Source organism: Streptosporangium sp. NPDC002607 (assembly GCF_053592655.1).
The window spans coordinates 32,780-47,826 of the sequence record NZ_JBSFWD010000048.1 but is presented as its reverse complement, the minus strand read 5'-3'; the positions used below and the strand labels follow the sequence as shown (position 1 = coordinate 47,826).

Below are 15,047 nucleotides of genomic sequence, written 5' to 3'. Positions count from 1 at the left end.
GGTTGGGGAGTGCCCGGCCGGGCGGAGGGGTCGTCGCGCCCGGCCGGGGCAGGGGGGCGCCGGCTGAGTGGACCGGTGCGCCTGGACATTGGAGGGACGAAGGTGTGTCAGCTCGCGGTGCAGGTCACCGGAGTGGGGATGCCGTTGACGCCGCTCTGGCTCGCGGTGAAGCCGAAGGACGCCGACGCGTTCGGGGCGAGGTTGCCGTTCCAGGCCACGTTCCTGACCGACACGTCCGCCCCGGTCTGGGTGAGCGTGCCGTTCCAGAGCTGGCTGATCGTCTGGCCGTTGGGGAACTTCCAGGTCACGGTCCAGCCGGAGATCGCCGAGGCGCCCTCGTTCTTGACGGTGACCTCGCCCTGGAAGGCGCCCTGCCAGCTGTTGCCCACCGTGTAGGTGGCGGTGCAGCCGCCCGCCGGGGCCTGGGTCGTGGTGAACGCGGTGCTCTCGGACGCCTCGGAGGAGTTGCCCGCCGCGTCCCTGGCCACCACGGACACGGTGTACGCCGTCGCCGGGGTCAGGCCGGTGAGGGTGTACGAGGCGGCCGCGGAGGTGGCGACCTTCGTTGTGCCCCGGTAGACGTCGTAGCCGCTGACGCCCACATTGTCCGTCGACGCGGTCCAGGTCAGCGTGGCGCCGCTCCCGGTGATCGCGGAGACGACGGGCTTGCCGGGCCGGGACGGGGCGACGAGGTCCTCCTGCGGCGGCGGCTCGTCACCGGGGGGAGTGCCCCAGATCTTCGTCGTGCCGGAGTAGAGCGTCATGTTCTGCACCCGGACCGGGGTCGCGCCGGGGGTGGTGGCGACGCCCACGTACGACCAGTCGTTGGACGGGTCCCACGTGCCGGTGCTCGCGAGGCGGAACTGCACCTCGCGCCGGTGCTGCGACTGGCCTGCGGGGGAGATGGAGGTGCCGGAGCAGTCGATGGTGACGTAGTAGGTCTTACCGGACAGCAAGGTCGGCCCGGTCGGGGCCTTGCACTGGTTGTAGGCCGACGACACGGTGATCTGGTTCGCTGTCGTGGTGCCGTCGAGGGTGAAGTAGTAGCGGAACGAGCCGTTGGTCAGCGGGCGCGCGGGCCAGGCCGACTGGTTCCTGACGATGGCCTTGATCTCGGTGAACGTCGAGCCCGAGGCGTTCACCCCGGCCTCGGTGAAGATCTCCGGCCCGTCGGGGGTCTCGGCGACCGGGAAGTTCGCGGCGGGGGCTCCGCCGTACTCCCGGTAGAGCCGGGCCAGGGCACTGGTGAAGCCGGCGTTGTAGTCGGTGGCGACCTCGTTCATCACGTAGTCGTCGCGCTTGTCGGTGTACTTGTCGTCGGGGTCGGGCGGGCCGCCGACGAGGGCGCCGTACAGGGTGTGGCGGGTCTCGACCGGGTTGGTCATCTGGTCGGTCCACGAGCCGTGCGCGGTGCGGTGGTGCGGGTTCTTCGGCGGGTTCGCGCCGAACCCGATCACGTACGAGGAGTTGCGCGGGTTGTCGCCGAGTGCGTAGTTGATCTGCCTGACCGCGAAGTCGTGATATCTCGCCTTACGCGTCGCGTCGGTGATCGAGTCCGAGTGGACCAGGGCCGCGAACGAGGTGTTGGCCGCGTAGCGCAGCGATCCCCACCGGTCGAGCACCGCCTGGCCGCCCGGTGAGTACTTCACCCGCTGGCCGTTGACCCCGACGGTCCAGTAGTCGAGCCAGCGGTTGGCGTCGTCGAGGTACTTCTGCTTGCCGGTCAGCTTGCTCAGCAGCACGTAGGTGCCGTACGACTTGTCGTCCCAGGCGATCGTCCACTTGTAGGACTTCGTGGTGGACTGCGGCTCGGTGCCGAGGTTGTCGTAGTACGACTCCGCCTTGGCCAGGTAGGAGGCGTCCTGGGTGGCCCGGTGCAGCCAGATCGCGCCCCAGACCAGCTCGTCGTTGTAGCCGCTCCACGACTGGTAGTAGCCCGACGCGTCGGTGATGCAGTCGCTGTACTTCTTCCGCACGGTGTCGGCGAAGGTGTAGAGCTGCTTGGCGTGCGTCACCAGCGTGTCGGCATAAGTCGGATTTGTCGGACGGAAGACGATGGATGACGCCGCCATCGCCGCCGCCGTCTCCCCGGCCAGGTCCGCTCCGCCGCAGGAGGCGTCGATCTTGTAAGCGGGCCGCTCCATCTGCATCGCCTCGGCGGGACCCCACCAGGCGTGGTCCTTGCCGCCGTTGCCGACCTGCCCGTACAGCACGTTCGCCGACGGGTGGGCCTTGATGAAGTAGTCGTTGACGAACTTGAGGTTGTTCAGCAGGTGGGTGAGCTGCCCTGAGGAGACGTACGCGTCGCGGTACTCCACCGCGCCCCAGGCCAGCATCGTCGCGCTGGCCGCCATCGGCAGGCCGAACTTGACGTGGTCGCCCGCGTCGTACCAGCCGCCTGTCAGGTCGAGCCCGACGTCCTGGCCGTCGGTGAGCCCGGAGTCGCCGCGCCAGCTGACGCGGTTCCAGCTCGGCAGCTTCCCCGACTGCTGGGCCTCGTAGAACCAGATGGACTTCTGCAGCGCCTCGCCGTAGCTGAACTGCGGCGCCGCGGCGGCAGACGCCGCGGGCACCGGCACGGCCGTCAGGCCGGACAACGTGAGAACCGCCGTGGCGAGAACCGCCAGGGTTTTCTTCGTGACTCCTCCGCTCCTCGAAGGAAGCGGCTTCTCGCTTTCCCCAGTCGGGGTAGGCGACGGACAAGCCCTGCCCGGCTCAAACAGAGAAAGACTAACGCGGGAGCGATTTCCCCGCCGGACGAATCCGGTAGTCCCCTCACTGGATTTCATAAGGTGCCTCTCGGAGGTGGTGCTCGGGGCGTGACAGCAGGTCAGGGGTGCCGTCACGCCCCGAGGTCTCGGGGGAGGTGGATCCCGGTTCCCGGTCCGGCTCAGACGGGAGCCGGACCGGGAACCGGGGTCAAGGCCGGAATCGGGATCGGGGAAGGTGCCGGATCAGGGGAAGAGCCGGCCGTACTCGGCCAGGGCGACGGCGACGTCCACCTGTGCCCAGAACCGGTGGTAGTTGAAGGACGGGGCGGGCCCGGTGCCCTTCAGGAAGGCGTCCACCTTCGGCCAGTCCGGGTCGTTCTTGTAGAAGGACCGGATGGACAGGAAGGTCGAGCTGGAGTTGATCACGTCGCCGTTGGGCATCTTGCCGCTCCAGCCCGCGGGGACGTAGACCGGGTCGTTGAGGCGCCGGTAGTCGGCCTTGGTCTCGGGGACCGAGACACCCTTGGCGTCCTGGTTGTTCTTCCACATGCCGTCGAGCAGGCCCTTGGCGACGTTCTTGGCGGTGGCGTTGCCGGACTTGGCCGCGTAGTACATCAGCACCTTGGCGTAGGAACCCGCCACGCCCACGTCCGTCGTGTAGTCCCTGATGCTCACGTGCAGCCCGCTGTTGCCGCCGGGGTTGCTCGCGTTCCAGGTGTCGGGCTGGCCGGTCCACACCAGGGTCGAGGGGATCTGGTAGGTCCCGTCGGCGTTGACGGTGGTGTTGTCGGTGGCCCACTTGACCCACTTGTCGAGGATCAGCTTGGCGTCGGCGTTGCCGGTCGCGTAGTAGAGCTCCGCGACCCGCTCCATCGTCCACGCCTGGAAGCCGAACCACTGGTTGGACGGCGGGTCGTGGTAGACCGGCTGCCAGTCATAGGCCATGCCGTAGAAGGTGGGCAGTGTCGACGGCGGGGCCGCGTAGTGACCCTGCCAGCTGTTGGTGGCGCCACCGGCGATCGCGCCCTCGCTCGACTGGAGCCAGCGGTAGAACTCAAGCTGCCGCTTGGCGCTGATGGTCCAGTCCGCGACGGCGGTCGTGCCCTTGGGCTTGAGCACGTCCACGCTGGACAGTGCCCAGGCGGCCATCGGGTTCTGGTAGCCGGAGTGGTTGTGGCTGGAGCCGATCCGCCAGGCCCAGCCGGCGGAGCTGTCGTTGGCGCCGCCCCAGGCGTAGTACCAGCTCAGCAGGTAGGAGGCGCTGTCCTTGCCGGTGCCCGCCGCACACGAGGTGCTGGTGCAGCCCTGCTTCTTGAAGTACTTGTCGTACATCGCGTAGCGCAGGTAGTCACCCATCTTCGCGGCCTTGGCGACCGTGGCCGAGACCTGCGACGCCTTGTTCTGCTCGGTGGCCCAGGTGTGCGCCCAGTAGGCCACCTGGACGGCGCGGGCGTCCGCGTCGGGGGCGTTGGTGTACTTCCACTGCTTGGCGTAGCTGCTGTCCCCGGTGAACAGGTCCAGGAAGCCGTTCGGGCCGCCGTGCTTGAAGGTGTCGCAGGACGGCTGCGGAATGGTCTCGAAGACCGACTCCTCGGGGCCGCGCTGGTAGGTGTTGATGTAGGCGGGCCTGGTGGTGCCGTCCCCGCAGCGGCCGAAGCCGTAGGTGTTGTCCACGTCCAGCAGCCAGTGCATGCCGTAGACGTCGCTGGTGCCGTAGGCGGTCTTCAGCTCGTTCGCGATCGGGTCGACGCCGACGCTCACGCCGTTGTCCAGCTTGGAGGGGTACTGCTTGATGTCGTCCCACTCGCCGGCGTACGTGGCGGGCTTGGACGGGTTGTAGAAGGAGTTGGTCGGCTGGTCGGCGGTGGCCGGGATGATGTACTTCTCCATCGAGGCCCAGGCGGCGTTGAACCTGCTCCAGTCGCCGGTCACCTTGCCGTAGGCCGCCTCCAGCCACAGGTAGTAGCTGTAGGCCTCGGAGGTGGTCTCGTGCCCGTGGTCCGGCGCCTCGACCATGAAGGTCTCGACGGAGTGGTAGGGCACGCCCTCCGGCGAGAAGTAGCCGTTCGCCGGGTCCTTGAGCTTGTTGTACATCGCGACGAAGCGCTTGATGTACTCGTTGTCGCCACCGCTGACGTCGTTGTCCACCTCGGTGGCGGTCACCTTGGCCGAGGTGTGACCGGGGGCGGTCGAGGTGAACTCCGCACTGCCGGAGGTCTGGTCGGCGTCCTCGGCGGCGGCGATCCGCACCGTCTGGGCCGTGTTCCAGTTGGCGGTGGTGAAGGTCAGCGACGCGCCGGAGGAGACGGTCAGGTCGGTGTCACCGCTCGTCCTGGCGGTCGTCACGGTGACGTTCGAGGTCGGGGCCTTGGAGAGCTTGACCGAGAAGTCGGCGGTGCCGCCCTCGGGGACGGCGATCGTGGACGGGGTGGCGAGCACCGCGGCGGCGGAGTCGGCGGTGACGGTGATCCCCACCGGGGTGGAGGTGGTGACCGCCCCCGCGTTGTCGGTCGCCCGCGCGGTGAGCGAGTAGCTTCCGGCGGCGACGTTCGTCCAGTTGAAGGCGTACGGCGCGGTGGTGTCGGTGCTCAGCACCGTGCTGCCGTTGAGGAACTCGACCTTGGAGACGGTGCCGTCGCTGTCGGCCGCGTCGGCGGTGATCGGGACCGTCGCGGGCGCGGCGAAGGTGGCCCCGGCCGCCGGAGCGGTGATCTTCACCGTGGGCGGCTGGTTGACGGGGGTGGTCCCGCCGCAGGCCACGCCGTTGATCGTGAAGGAGGTCGGCTTGGGGTTGGTACCGGACCAGCTGCCGTTGAAGCCGATGCTGGTCGAGGCGCCGGTGGCCAGGTTGCCGTTCCAGTCCAGGTTCTTGGCGGTGACGGCCTGGCCGCTCTGCGCCCAGGTGGCGCTCCAGCCCTGGGTGACCTTCTGGGTGGTCGTCGGGAAGCTGAACCCGAGGGTCCAGCCGCTCAGCGGGTCACCGAGGTTCTTGACGGTCACGTTGGCGGTGAAGCCGCCCTGCCAGTCGTTGGTCGTGTAGGTCACGTCACAGGCGACGGCGGCGAGCGCGGGCGAGGCTGCCAGCGCGGTGGTCGTCCCGGCCGCCAGGCTGAGCAGCGCCAGCGCGGCGACTCGTCTCCGGAAGCGTGGGAGCGCTCCCGTTTTGATGGGATATCGATGCATGAAGTGGGCCTCCGGGGGTGAGATCAGCACGAATTTGCTGGTAGTGGCCTCGCGCAGGATCAAGCAAGGGAGAGAGGGGGTGGGAGCGCTCCCATAAGGGATTCTGGGGACAGTCCCGGGGATGTCAATGGCATGTGTCCTCGGTTACGTCGATGTTTCACGGCCCATGCCGCCAGGCTGCTACGATCCGCGCCACTTTTTTCGCAGGCCGTGAAAGTTTCAGGCTTCCCGATCTTGGGGGTCGAGCGCTTGCTTGCGAGGCCGAGTCCGGCCCCGGGGGCCGCCGAACACCGGAGCTCGTGCCGGGATCCGTTTCAGGATCCGGAGAGATGCCACGCGAGGGCGTGCCGCTCGGCGGCACGCCCTCGACGATGCCGGCGGGCGGGCACCCGTCGGGGAGATGTCGATCAGGAGCAGGTGATGTTGGACGGGCCTGGGGTGGCGGGCCCGGTGGCGGTGAACCCGACGACGACGGACTGGCCCGCCCCGAGGTTGGCCGCGTAGCTCGGGGCCTTCGCGGTGAAGGTGGTCCCGCTCTGGGTGACCGTGGCGTTCCAGCCGCTGCCGAGCGTCACCCCGGACGGCATGGTCCAGCTCGCCGACCAGTTGTTCCAGGTCGACGTCCCGGTGTTCTTCACGGTCAGCTCCGCCTGGAAGCCGCCGGACCAGGAGTTCGTGATCGCGTAGGTGGTCTGGCAGGTGGTGGCCGTCGGTGTGGGCGTGGGCGTGGAGGTGCCTCCGCCACCGCCGCCGACCGGTGGGATCAGGTACGGCTGGAGGATGTCCTGCTTGTCCTGATTAATGGAGATCCAGTCGTCCTTGGCGATGCCACCGGTGTCACCCGAGTTGGGATTCCACGACCAGTAGGTGAAGGACATGCCGTTCACCCCGGTGCCGGTGTACTTCATCAGTTCCTGGAGCCAGACCTTGTCCACGGCCGCCTGGAGCGTGGTGCCGAACTCGCCCATCATGATCGGGGCGATGTTCTGCTTGTAGAGATAGCCCCAGTACCTGTCCCAGATCGCGGGCATGTTCGCCGGATAGTTCGGCGCGTCGAACCAGGCCTGGTGGTAAACCGAGGTGGCGTATTCGTGGGGCGAGTAGACCAGCCGGTTCGCCACGTTCAGCCGCACGGGGAACTCTCCGGCCTTGGAGAGGTTGCCGCCCCACCAGCCGCAGTCCTCGTCGTTGCTCGGGTCGTTGTCCCAGACGTTGGACAGGCCACCGCTCGGGCAGCTCACCCCCTCGACGAAGATCAGCCAGTTGGGGTTGACCGACAGCACGGCGTTGCCCGCGCGCTCGGCGGCCAGTCGCCAGTCGCGCGCGGTGTCGCCGCACCCCCAGCACGCCCCGGTGGCCGCCGGGTTGGTGCCCTCGGCGTGCGGTTCGTTGTGCAGGTCGGCGCCGATGACCGTGGTGTTGCCCGCGTACCGCTGGGCAAGGGCCTTCCAGTCGTTGATCCAGGTGCTCTCCGGCGTCGAGGCGACGTACCACAGGGCCGACTGCCCGGCGGCGGTCGGCCGGTGCCGGTCGAGGATGATCCGCATCCCCTTGCTTCCCGCGTAGGCGATGACCTTGTCGAGGATCTGCAGCGGGGTGTTGCCGACCAGATCGGGATTGACGTAGTCGTTGATGCCGCTGGCGACCGCGCCCGGCTTGAGCGCGTCGTTGGAGAACGGCACGCGCAGGGTGTTGTAGCCGAGTGAGGCCATCTTGTCGATCTGGCCCTTCCACGGGTTGCTCGACCACAGCCCGTGGAAGGTCTTGTTGTCGGTCTCCATGCCGAACCAGTTGATGCCGGTCAGCCGGACCGTCGCGCCCGTGCTGTCGACGATCTTGTTACCGGAGGTGCGCAGGTAGCCGGTACCGGTTCCGCCCGCGGCACCCGCGGGAGAGGAGCCGAGCGCGACCGCCAGCGCCGAGGTGACCACGAGCGCCGCGAGCGCCGCCGGCCACCTGCGAACACGCAGGACTTTCATCAAGAACCCTTCGGGGACGGGGTCTGTACGCGGGGAGAGGCCCCCGCGATCGAAGATGCGGCCGGTCGCGCTCGCCATGGTTCGGCGCTCACCCCGCTCCCGTCAACCGTGTGCGGGACCGTTCCCGCCCTCTCACGAGTGCCCGCGACCCCTCCTAGCTCGCTCTGTACGCTTCCTGTCCCGCCGATCACCAGGTGAAAGTTTCACCCGTCGCGCCACCCGCCGGTCTGCTCACCGGTGGCGGGGTACCACCGCGGCAGGCCGGCGCGACGGGCTCAACCGGTCAGGGCCACCGACACGAGCAGGAGCTGTGCCTCCAACGCGCGGCGGAAATCGTCGGGCAGGGAGCCCTCCCGGTTCCGGTCGGCGATCTTTCCCCAGATCGAGGTGAGGTCGCCGGAGTCCCGGACGCTGTTGGCCAGCACCTGTCGCAGGTCCAGGGCCACGTCCGGGCGGATCCTGCCCTCGTCCTCCCCCTTCGCCAGCACGGCGTTGAAACTCCGCAGGCTCTGGTTGAGGTTCGGGATGGAGGAGCGGACAGCCTCTGTCCAGGGCGTCTGCTCCACCTCCCGCCCGCCCCCCTTGCGGACGGCGGGAGCGGAAGGGGAGGGGCTGGGGCTCGGCGTCGCGCCCGGTTCGGGGAGCGCGGTGGCGGGGTCGAGGGCGGCGGCCGGGAGCGTTCCGCGCCCCTGCGGATCGGCCACCTGGCCGTCGGGGTAGCCGGTGAGCTGGCTCCACACCAGGCCTCCCACCAGCAGTGTCGTCGCCGTCGCCGTGACCATGCTCCAGCGCGTCAGGGTGCCCCTGCCGGTCGAACGGGACGGCATCAGGGCTTCTGCCAGGCCGTCGGCCACCTCCTGTGCCTTCGGCCGGACCTCGGGCCGAGGTGACAGGCATGTCTGGCAGAGGGCGCTGATCTGTGCGGGCATCCCCGGCACGTCCGCCATCGGCGGGGGGCCCTCCCGCCGGACGTTCTCGATCTCCTCCCAGGTGCGTTCCGGATACGGGGGGTTGCCGGTGAGCATCTCGAACAGCAGCACGCCCAGCGCGTAGACGTCGCTCGCCGGGTCCGCGACGGTGCCGGTCAGCCGCTCGGGCGCCACGTAGGGAGGTGTGCCGTAGTCGGAGGCCCGGTCGTCGCCGTCCTCCCCGATGAACGCCGCGATGCCGAAGTCGAGCAACTTGGCGCCGGTAGAGGTGAGCAGCACGTTGTCGGCGGTGACGTCCCGGTGGACGATCCCCCGCTCGTGGGCGGCGGCCAGCACGGTGGCCAGCCTGGCGGCGATCAGCGCCGCCTCCGCCCACGGCAGCGGGCCCTCGATGATCCGGTCGGCGAGCGGTCGCCCCTCCAGCAGGCGCATCACCACGTAGGCGGCCAGGCGACCGTGCGAGGTCACGGTCTCCCCGTAGTCGTAGACCTCGATCGCGTCGGGGTGGATGAGGCGCGCGGTGGCGCGCGCCTCCCTGCGGATGAGCTCGCGCTCCCCGTGGTCGACGCCGAGTTCGCCGTCCAGCAGCTTGACCGCGACCATCCGCTGCAACGACTGGTCGAAGGCGCGCCAGATGACGCTCATGCCGCCCCAGGCGATCCGTTCCAGCAGCAGGTACCTGCGGGTGAGCACGTCTCCCGCACGGAGTCCGACAGGGTCAGGCGGACTCACGGACCACCAGCTCAGTGGGGAGTACGGGGTTGTCACGGGATGCGCCTGCCGAGCCCATCGAGAGCAGCAGCAGCCTGGTGGCCAGCGCCGCGAACTCCTCCACCGGCTGACGGACCGTGGTGAGCGTGGGGGAGGTCCGCCGGGCGGCGGGGGCGTCGTCGAAGCCGATGACCGCCACGTCCTCGGGCACCCGGCGGCCGGCCCGGCGCAGGGTCTGCAACGCGGCCGCGGCCATCACGTCGGAGGCCGCGAAGACCGCGTCGAGGTGCGGCATCCGGCGTAACAACCACTGCATGCCGTGCACCCCCGACGCGTGGCTGAAGTCGCCGTACGCGACCGGCACGCCGGTCATCCCGGCCAGGGTGAGAGTCTGCAGGAACCCGTCGAGCCGGTCACGGGCGGCCGGCAGGGCGGGCGGCCCCGCGATGACGCCGATGGACCGCCGGCCGCCGAGCAGCAGGTGCTCCGCCGCCTGCCTGCCGCCGTCGCGGTTGTCCATGTCGACATGGGGGAGGTCGATGCCGTCCGGGGGACGGCCCGCGCTGCGTACCGGGATGCCCGAGGCGGCCAGGGTCACCACGAGCGGGTGCCTGTCGCGTGCGCCGATCAACAGCACGCCGTCGATGCCTCCGGCGACGAGCGGGGGTGTGGCGATGGTGGAGGTGGCCGCCGTGGCGGTCATCACGGCCAGGGGAACGCCGTGCCCGGTGAGAACCTCCTCGGCAGCGGTGATCATTCTCGCGTAGAACGGCTCGGTGAACAGCCGGTGCGCGGGCTCGCAGACCACCACGGCCACGACTTGGTCGGATCGGCGGCCGGAGCCGCCACGGGGAGCGCGATGCCTTACGTAACCGAGACGCGAGATTGCGTCATGCACCTGCCTACGAGTCGATGTGCTGACTCTGACTGAACCGGTGAGTACCCGGGACGCTGTGGCAGGGGAGACCCCTGCCTCTGCTGCGACCTGGGCAAGTGTGGGTAGATCCGTCATAACTTCCTCCACACCAAGATTCCGCACAGGTGGGAGCGCTCCCAGTGAACCTAGCATTGTTTCGGAAGTGTCAAAAGATGTTTCCGAAAAATCACCATGTGTATGTCAAATTTCCCTGACAACCCAGTCAGAGGCAAGTATCGCCATGATTACGGAGTCGTACCATTCACCGTTCATGCGCAGTGCGTCACGGCATACACCCTCCTGAGTGAAGCCGATCTTGCGGTAGACGTGAGCGGCCCGCTCGTTGAACGCGTAGACCTCCAGGCTCACCCGGTGCAGCGGTGTGGAGGTGAAGGCGTGGTCGAGGGTCAGCCGGATCGCCTCGGTGCCGTACCCCCTGCCGTAGGCGCGTGGGCCGATCAGCGCGATGCGCAGGTTGCAGGAGAGGTTGCCGGCGTCGAGCTGGTTGAGCACGATCTCGCCCACGTAGGCGTCGTCCTCGGCGGTGCAGATCGCCAGATCCAGCCGGTCGCCGTGGTCACCCCGCGAGCCGTACCAGCTCTTGATCGACTCGAACTCCGGTTTGCCGTGCGAGCCGGTCAGCCGGACGGTCTCGGGGTCGTTGACCAGCTCCCAGAGACCGTCCACATGCTCGGGGCCGACCGGCCGGAGCGTCACGTGCTCTCCGGAGAGCGTGGGTTTGTGCGCGAACATCATTCGGTGTGTCTACCGGCCGAAACCTCGCAGGGCAACCGGATCGCCGGAGGCGCCGGTTCTCAGCCGAGGGGAGAGCGCCTCACCAGGGGCCGTACGGCCCCTGGTTGCCGCCCTTGCCGATCTCCCGCACGGCGGGGCGCACGTCGGCGAGGTAGATGCCCGAGGCGATGACGGACGCGATCGTGAAGATGCTCAGCGTGCTGAGATAACCCACCGCGGCGGCGAAGCCGAACAGGGCCGCCAGCCCCAGGATGACCAGCCACAGGTTCTTGCTCTGCTTGCCGGTGACCGCGAACGCCCGTGCGGGGGTCCTCACCGCGTGGACGAGTGCCCAGCCCGACAGCGCGAACACCCCGACGGCCAGGATCCAGAAGACCAGGTCCAGGGCACCGTGGATTTGGATCATCGTCTCTCCAGAACGCTCGCCTCACCGGTTTCCCTCAGCCTAATGCCGAAAGTCCCCTTCGCGGCGTCATCGGCCTCCACATGCCCGCTCCGGCCGAACACGCTCGGCCGGGGAACGGCCCCCGAACGCTCCAGGACCCGCCCCGGCGGCGCCGGAACGGGTCCTGGAGCTTGACGAGCCCTCGACGGGCTAGGCCTTGGAGGTGCCGGACTTCGAGGTGCGGGTGCCCTTCTTCTGGGTCGTGGGCCGGGCGGCCTCGGAGAGCTCCTCCAGTTCCAGAGCGGCCTCGCTGCTCGTCTTGGAGACGACCTTGCGGCCGCGGTTGGCGAACTCCTCGTAGAGCTCGGTGGCCCTGCCCGCGAAGTGGTCGGCGTAGTCGCGCGCCTTCACGGGGAAGTCCTTGGCATAGCCCTCGGCCTTGCCGGCGAGCTCCCTGGCCTTCTCCGGGAGGTCCTTCGCGGCCTCGCGGATCTCCTCGCGGCGGCCCTGCAGCCTATGAATCCGCTCCGGAAGCTTCATGAGCTTCTCGACGGCGAAGTCGCCGGCCCCGGCGACGGCGTAGAACGGCTTGGACTCGGCGAGCTTCTTGACTTCGGTGGTGATGGGCATGGGTTAACCTTCCTTGGTTTCCTTTGTGATGTGGCCGTTGCTCGGGGGCGCCGCGTAGGGTTTCAACGCGGTGAGATATTCCCCGGGCAGCGGTACCTCGTCGTCAGGCGAGGAGCCCGCGTCACCCTGCCGGGGCTCCGGTGCGGGATGCGCTTTCTGGGAGGTCTGCGCATCCTCGTCCGGAGCCTCGGCCCGGTTCTCCTTGCGAAACGACTCATAGATGTCGATCAGCACCTGGCGCTGGCGCTCGGTGATGAGGTGGTCGGCTCTGATCGCGGTCAGCACGTCGCTGTCCGGCTCGCGCTCCTCGATGAGACCGGCCTGGACATAGAGCGCCTGCGACGAGATGTGCAGGCCCTTGGCGATCTGGTTCAGTATCTCGGCGCTGGGCTTGCGCAGCCCGCGCTCGATCTGGCTCAGGTAGGGGTTGGAGACCCCCGCCGCCGCGGCGAGCTGACGCAGGGAGATTTTCGCGTGCGTGCGCTGCTCGCGGATGTACTCACCGATCGAGCCGACCTTGGGTAGTGCCATACCTTGAGTCTGCCTCACCATGCTTGCAATTGCAAACGCCATGGCTAACACTTGCAAGCGTTTTGGGGTGAAGTTGTATCAGGATCGGCCGGTACGCCGAGGTGAGGTCAGTGCGGGATCAGCCAGAGCAGCGGGGCCGAGGCCGTCAGGGTGACGGAGAAGGCGACGATGGCGTAGCGGACCCCGAGCGGCAGGATCGGGCTCGGTGTCACCAGGCGCTCGACTCTGGCCATCACGGCGGCGGACGACGAGGTCGCGGCGCCCAGCGCGCCGTGCGGCGCGGGGACGGCGCCCGCCGTGCCGAAGCGCAGCAGGGCGGTCGCCAGGCGGCGTGGGGAGCAGTAGCGGCGGGCGACGTCGTCGGCGGCCATCTCCACCAGCAGGCTGACCTCGCTCTGCGCGTCCTTGACCACGCGCGACCAGGGCAGGGCCCTGCGCAGCGCGGCGAAGGGCAGCAGCACCAGGTCGTGTCGCTCGCGCACATGGGCGGTCTCGTGGGCGAGCACCGCGGTCAGCTCGTCGGCGGAGAGCAGCTTCAGCGCACCCTCGCTGACCACCACCTGGGAGCGGAGGCCGGGCACGCAGTAGGCGGTGGCGCCCGGGTGGTCGAGCACCCGTACACCGGGGACCACCGGGTCCTCCCTGGCGATCAGGGCGAGCAGGGTGCGGTGGCGGTGCCGGGCGCGGAACGTCTGCACGCCCGCGGCGAGAAGCACCATGATCAGCACGGCGAGCGCCGTCAGCCCGGCGATGAGCGCGACGATCCTCGAAAGGTCGTACGGCTGGGGTAATCCCCGGCCGCCACCGAACGCGGAGGCGGCGAAGCCGGCCAGGCCGTGCAGCACACCCTGGCCATAGGGCTCCAGCGCGTAGCCGAGCAGAGCGCCCGTCCCGGCCAGCCCCCAGGTGACCCCCAGCGCCTGCCACAGCACGATGGCCACGTGCGGAGCGCGGTAGGTCCACCGTGCCCTGGTGAACCGCCAGGCGCCGACCGTGCAGGCCAGGGCGAGCGTCGCCAGGGCTGCCGCGGTCATTTACTCGTCCTCCAGCTCCTCCTCAAGGCCGGTCAGGGCCCTGCGCAGGATGTCGGCTTCGGTGCCGGTGACGGCCTGGGCGAACCGGGTGAGGGCCGCCGACCGGTCACCGGTCAGATCCAGCGCCTCCAGCATAAGCTCCGCGACGTAGGCGTCGCGGCTCTCCGCGGACGCGTACCGCCACGCGCGCCCGTCGCGGGTGCGGACCAGGAAGCCTTTGCGGGTGAGCCGGTCGAGCACGGTCATCACGGTGGTCGGCGCCAGGTCGCGGTCGGATATCAGGCGTCCGACCTCCCGTGCCGTCACGGGGGATGATTGTGCCCAGATGATGTCCATGATGCTGCGTTCAAGCTCGCCGAGACCCTTCACACCGTCAAGACTAACCCCCGCACCACGAGGGGTAGTACTACGGGCTGTCGAGTGATGCGTTTCGCGGCGTACCCGCTCGTCTCGCGCGCTCCGCTCAGGGCGCGGCAGAGTCTAGCCGGTCATCTCGGGGCGACCGCGGCCCAGGGGAGGGTGATCTCACCGAGCCGCCAGCGCGATCGTCCGCCGAGCGGGGGGCGCTCGGCCAGCGGCCAGGTCGCGGCGAGCGTCTCCGCGGAGGCGATCCAGCGCTGGCGGGAACCGTAGGAGCCGAAGGGCGCGTTGACCGCCCAGGCGTGGTCGAAGTCACGCAGGAAGGCGTGGACGGGCTCACCGGGGACGTTGCGGTGGATGAGCGTCTTGGGCAGCCGGTCGGCCAGATCCGAGGGGCGCTCGAAGGAGTCGAAGCGGGCCGAGAGGGTCAGTGTCCGGGGACCCGAGCGGTCGAGCCCGACCCAGACCGCGCGGTGGCCCACCTCCGAGCAGGTGCCCTCGACGATCACCCCGTCCGGCGCGAGCCGCTCGCGGAGCATCGCCCAGTACTCCCACGCCTGCGCCTCGCCGTACTGCCGCAGCACGTTGAAGGCCCTGACCAGCAGGGGCGGCCGGTCCACCGGCAACTCGAAGCCGCCAAGCGCGAAGGACAGCCCCGGGCGCTCGTGGGGTCTGGCCGCCGCGACCCTGGCCGGGTCGATCTCGACGCCGACGACCTCGACCGAGGGGCAGATCCGGCGCAGCCGCAGGAACATCTCCAGGGTCGTGGTGTGCGAGGCCCCGTAGCCGAGGTCGACCACCAGCGGGCGGTCGGCGGCGCGCAGCAGGCGGCCGTGCGCGGCGACGACCCACCGGTCGGCCCGCCGCAGGCGGTTGTGACCGGTGGTCCCCCTGGTGATCTCCCCTATCGGCTTGGACATGG

General features: G+C 69.2%; 12 protein-coding genes. All 12 read right to left on the bottom strand.

Annotated features, from left to right (window positions below; translation table 11 throughout):
• Positions 1-107: 107 nt before the first annotated feature.
• The 12 genes from ACWD3H_RS37395 to ACWD3H_RS37340 all read right to left on the bottom strand — a co-directional run bounded on the left by ACWD3H_RS37395 (position 108) and on the right by ACWD3H_RS37340 (position 15,045).
• Positions 108-2,723 carry a glycoside hydrolase family 9 protein gene (locus ACWD3H_RS37395; RefSeq protein ID WP_451958374.1) on the bottom strand — a complete coding sequence of 872 codons (2,616 nt, stop codon included), beginning with the start codon at positions 2,721-2,723 and terminating at the stop codon, positions 108-110.
• Positions 2,724-2,954: 231 nt separating this feature from the next.
• Positions 2,955-5,894 (bottom strand): glycoside hydrolase family 48 protein, encoded by a 2,940-nt coding sequence (locus ACWD3H_RS37390; protein WP_451958360.1) that lies wholly within the window; start codon positions 5,892-5,894, stop codon positions 2,955-2,957.
• Positions 5,895-6,301: 407 nt separating this feature from the next.
• Complete coding sequence (locus ACWD3H_RS37385; protein WP_451958359.1) at positions 6,302-7,873, bottom strand: cellulase family glycosylhydrolase; 1,572 nt, start codon at positions 7,871-7,873, stop codon at positions 6,302-6,304.
• A 275-nt stretch (positions 7,874-8,148) separates the two neighbouring features.
• A complete protein-coding gene (locus ACWD3H_RS37380; protein WP_451958358.1) occupies positions 8,149-9,495 on the bottom strand; it encodes a serine/threonine-protein kinase in 1,347 nt (448 codons plus the stop codon).
• 25 nt (positions 9,496-9,520) lie between these two features.
• Complete coding sequence (locus ACWD3H_RS37375) at positions 9,521-10,525, bottom strand: LacI family DNA-binding transcriptional regulator (RefSeq protein WP_355561146.1); 1,005 nt, start codon at positions 10,523-10,525, stop codon at positions 9,521-9,523.
• A 105-nt stretch (positions 10,526-10,630) separates the two neighbouring features.
• Complete coding sequence (locus ACWD3H_RS37370; RefSeq protein WP_451958357.1) at positions 10,631-11,185, bottom strand: GNAT family N-acetyltransferase; 555 nt, start codon at positions 11,183-11,185, stop codon at positions 10,631-10,633.
• Between the two features lie 79 nt (positions 11,186-11,264).
• Complete coding sequence (locus tag ACWD3H_RS37365) at positions 11,265-11,591, bottom strand: DUF2516 family protein (protein ID WP_350911224.1); 327 nt, start codon at positions 11,589-11,591, stop codon at positions 11,265-11,267.
• A gap of 189 nt (positions 11,592-11,780) precedes the next feature.
• Entirely contained in the window at positions 11,781-12,200 is a 420-nt protein-coding gene (locus ACWD3H_RS37360) for a hypothetical protein (RefSeq protein ID WP_355561139.1), read from the bottom strand.
• Between the two features lie 3 nt (positions 12,201-12,203).
• Complete coding sequence (locus ACWD3H_RS37355) at positions 12,204-12,731, bottom strand: helix-turn-helix domain-containing protein (protein WP_350911228.1); 528 nt, start codon at positions 12,729-12,731, stop codon at positions 12,204-12,206.
• Positions 12,732-12,838: 107 nt separating this feature from the next.
• Positions 12,839-13,765 (bottom strand): M56 family metallopeptidase, encoded by a 927-nt coding sequence (locus ACWD3H_RS37350; RefSeq protein WP_451958356.1) that lies wholly within the window; start codon positions 13,763-13,765, stop codon positions 12,839-12,841.
• Positions 13,766-14,134, bottom strand: a complete 369-nt coding sequence (locus ACWD3H_RS37345; protein ID WP_350911232.1) for a BlaI/MecI/CopY family transcriptional regulator — start codon at positions 14,132-14,134, stop codon at positions 13,766-13,768.
• Between the two features lie 119 nt (positions 14,135-14,253).
• Positions 14,254-15,045: a class I SAM-dependent methyltransferase gene (locus ACWD3H_RS37340; protein ID WP_451958355.1), complete on the bottom strand. Its 792-nt coding sequence runs from the start codon at positions 15,043-15,045 to the stop codon at positions 14,254-14,256.
• Between the last annotated feature and the right edge of the window lie 2 nt (positions 15,046-15,047).